Annotated in this window: 5 protein-coding genes; 1 reads left to right on the plus strand and 4 read right to left on the minus strand. The window is 37.0% G+C overall.

All coding sequences use genetic code 11. The features are described from left to right. The 4 genes from AC6F75_RS00375 to AC6F75_RS00390 all read right to left on the minus strand — a co-directional run. Positions 1-325: ATP phosphoribosyltransferase regulatory subunit (locus tag AC6F75_RS00375; RefSeq protein WP_500712945.1), on the minus strand; the 325-nt coding region annotated here is incomplete at its 3' end. Between the two features lie 78 nt (positions 326-403). Then, positions 404-1,117, minus strand: coding sequence for a hypothetical protein (locus AC6F75_RS00380; RefSeq protein ID WP_500712946.1), 714 nt, complete (start codon positions 1,115-1,117; stop codon positions 404-406). Positions 1,118-1,216: 99 nt separating this feature from the next. Then, positions 1,217-1,918, minus strand: a complete 702-nt coding sequence (locus AC6F75_RS00385) for a hypothetical protein (RefSeq protein WP_500712947.1) — start codon at positions 1,916-1,918, stop codon at positions 1,217-1,219. 14 nt (positions 1,919-1,932) lie between these two features. Next, complete coding sequence (locus tag AC6F75_RS00390) at positions 1,933-2,625, minus strand: hypothetical protein (protein ID WP_500712948.1); 693 nt, start codon at positions 2,623-2,625, stop codon at positions 1,933-1,935. Positions 2,626-2,839: 214 nt separating this feature from the next. Between AC6F75_RS00390 and AC6F75_RS00395 the strand changes: the two genes are divergently transcribed. Then, a partial coding sequence (locus tag AC6F75_RS00395; protein WP_500712949.1) for an ABC transporter permease occupies positions 2,840-3,535 on the plus strand: 696 nt, incomplete at its 3' end.

Below are 3,535 nucleotides of genomic sequence, written 5' to 3' on the forward strand. Positions count from 1 at the left end.
GGGCAAATGGAACGGTGAGGTCGTAGCGCAAGGCTTTTTCGGAGATTTGAGGGGCTACTTTGTTGCTGTTTTTTTCGCTTAAAGCGGAATCATCTGCCTTGCTTAAAAAATCCCCGCTATTCAAAATTTTAAAAATCAGGCGGTCGCCTTCTTCGCCGTATTTTCCCAGAAGGGTTTCAGAATTTTCAAAGGAGGGTGTTTCTATGGGCTGAAAGCCATAAAGCTGAAATTTGCTTTTGATGGTTTCCATAATGTAGCTGCGCTTGGCAACTTCTGTGGGCGAAAAATCCCGGGTTCCTTTGGGTACAGATGGTTTTTTTGACATTCGATTGGCTTTATGACACAAATATCTTTAATTCTTGTCAAAAAGCTATGGAAAAAATCAAGAAGTATTTAAAATGCCTTAGTAATAGACCAGGATTTGCAATTGGTCTTTGTCTCCACCAAAATATGCAAGTGCGTTTTGATTCCCTAAAGAGCCCACCAACCCTCCAAAATGAATGGTATATGTGCCGGCAGTTAAAAATATATAATCTGAGCCCGTATTGTAAAAGAACCGGTCTGCACCCAAAGTTCCACTTCCATTGGCATAATGCTGGGCTGTTAGCGCATAAGTGGTGGGCAAATGTGCTCCAATTTGATGATCATAAACAAATATGGTGGATTTAACAGTCCTGGCTGCATTGTCACTTAATTTTTGGGGGACGTTTCTTTCAATACGCCAGCTAAGTGAATAGTTGACTTCAATAACAGCATCAGCTGTGAGGGTAAATGACGGAAAAGTAACATCATTGGGCACGAGATAGGTAAAGTTATCACCAGTCCCTGTTTGTACTACTTTTTGTTCCCTGTCGTTAGGTATATAGTCTTCACTGTCCAAAATGAACCGGATGTTGTCGTTTCTGGTTCCTAATACCAGATCACCAAATCTATTTACATAAACCCTTGAGGTTGACTCTGTACCCAAGTTGTTTGGATTGTTTTCTGCGCTTAACCCTTCAATTTTTACGGTAGAACTTTCACCCGCTACATGCAAGGTAGATTCCGGGTTTGTGGTGTGAATACCCACCTGCCCAAAAGTGTAAAACGGAAGCAAGAAAAATAATAATTTTTTCATCTGTTTAAAGTTTTTGATAAATTAAGGAAGAAGAAGTGCAAAACATACATCTTCGGTTGGTTTATAAAGTGTTCATGGGCATTTCATAATCTTTTAATACTAATAAAACCTAATTCTGAGTAATGATTCATCGCCTCCAAACACTACTGCTGTTGTATTTTCCTCATGACCGGCTATGTCTGCAAAAAAATCAAGTGTATATGTTCCTGGGGGCAATGAAATATAGTCAAATCCATTATTGTAAAATGTTCCTGACCCACCACCGGTTGAAATATTGTAATAATTTTGACTTATTTGTCCATACATATCCACTCCGCCATCGATTGTAAAAAATGTTTTTACTTGTCTGGCCTGCCCGTCAAAAATCCTCGTTCCGGATTCACTTGCCATATCATAGTCTGAAAAAACGTTGAATGATAAACTGTACTTTACTTCAACAAAAGATTCGGAAGGTATTGTAAATTGATAGCTGTAAATATATGTAAGCGTCATGGGCTCAAATTCACAAACTGCAAGAACTTTATCGGTAAAAGCATAAGAGGCGTCAAGAATATGAATGGAATTTAGCCCGCTACTGGATGGCGAAAGGGTTACCTCACCATTTTTTTGAACAAATGAGGGTGCTAATCTTAACCCTGTATTGAGTGGGTCATTAACAACGTTTAAAGCATCAATCCTGATAGTAGATTGTTCACCGGCAACATGTAAAGCTGCCTCAGGGTTTGTTGTTCCAATTCCAACCTGACTGAAAACAGTTGTTGAAATTAATAATAATGACCATAAAGAGTATTGTTTTTTCATAAGTCAGTGTGTTATTAATAAAGCCTCATTAAAAGTTGATCCTCTGTAACGCCAAAAGTGACATAAGTGGAGTTGGTTAAAGAACCGCTTCCCACACTTCCGTAAAAACCTATAGTATGGGTCCCGGCAGTTAGAAAAATATAAGTTGATGCATTGTTATAATAAGTAGTATTAACTCCATTTATGTGAGAATTGACATAAGCCTTTGATGTCATCCCATATTTTCTGGCGGTGCTTCCGTTAAGTAAAATATAATTCCTGATTACCCTTGCTAATTGGTCAGTAATTATATCACCACTATCATTCAAAAACACATCAAAACTTACGCTAAACTTTACCTCCAAGTAGGAAGGTCTGGCAACGGTGACGGTTTTTGCGAATATTAATTGATCAAAATTTTCAACACCATCCTGAAATATGGATGAAGATGCCAAACCAGGATCAATTAATTCTCCATTGTTATTATATAGTACATCAAATTCTAAAGTTAACACTCCTTCAGAGTCAACATAGAGTGGTGCATTACGATCGCTTCTGTTTGAAAGATTATTAATGCTGTCCAGCATCTCTACCCTAAAGGTAGATTCAGGGCCTGCAATATGAAGTTTTTGTAAAGGGTTGGGTGTATTTATACCAACATTACCTTCTTGGGAAAAAATAATTCCAAAAACAAAGCAGAAAAACAACAACAAGTAATGCTTTTTCATAGGTTAAGAGTGTAAATTGGGCGGTGCTAATATAATAAAAAACAACATTATGACGATGTATTACATATTTTTTCGATGAAATGCATATTATTCTGTCATTTATTAAGATTTTTCTCACGTAATCATCTTTATAAAAAATCGTTTAGGATTAAAACTGTTTCTTTTTTTGTAACAAAAAAACATTAAAGCTGACAAACAGTTGTAATTAATCAATATGTTTCATCTATTAGGAGAAAATATCAGAATTGCTCTAAATTCAATTCGCACTCAGTTGCTTAGAACAATATTGACAATATTGATTATTGCATTTGGGGTGTTTGCCTTGGTTGGGATTTTGAGTTTTATAAAATCGTTTGAAAATACCATTGCCGGTGATTTCGCCTCAATGGGTTCAAATACTTTTTCGCTGCAACGCTACAGTTTCGATTTACAATTTTCGGGACAGCGTGACAGGGTGCATCCTGTAATTAGTTATAGGGATATTAAACAGTTTGAAGAGACTTTTCAGTTTCCAATGGCACGCACCGGGGTTTCCTTTACCGGAACCACATCAGCTGAAGTGAAACATGAAAATTTAAAAACAGATCCTGAGGTACAGGTGGCGGGTGTAAACGAAAATTTTATCAATAATTCAGGGCTTGAAATAACAGACGGAAGGGAATTCAATCAGTTTGACATTTCAAACAACAACAATGTATGTGTTATTGGATCAGACATTGTAAAAAGTTTATTTCTGAATGACAATCCCATAGGGAAAACCATCAGTATTCGAGGAGCAAAGTTTACTGTTGTAGGTGTTTTAAAGGAAAAAGGCTCTACTTTTGGAAACAATCAGGACCTGCGGGTATTGATTCCCATTCAGGCAGCGAGAAGTATTTTTTCGAGGCCAAATATCAACTACAACATCAGC

Source organism: Planktosalinus sp., from assembly GCF_059864935.1.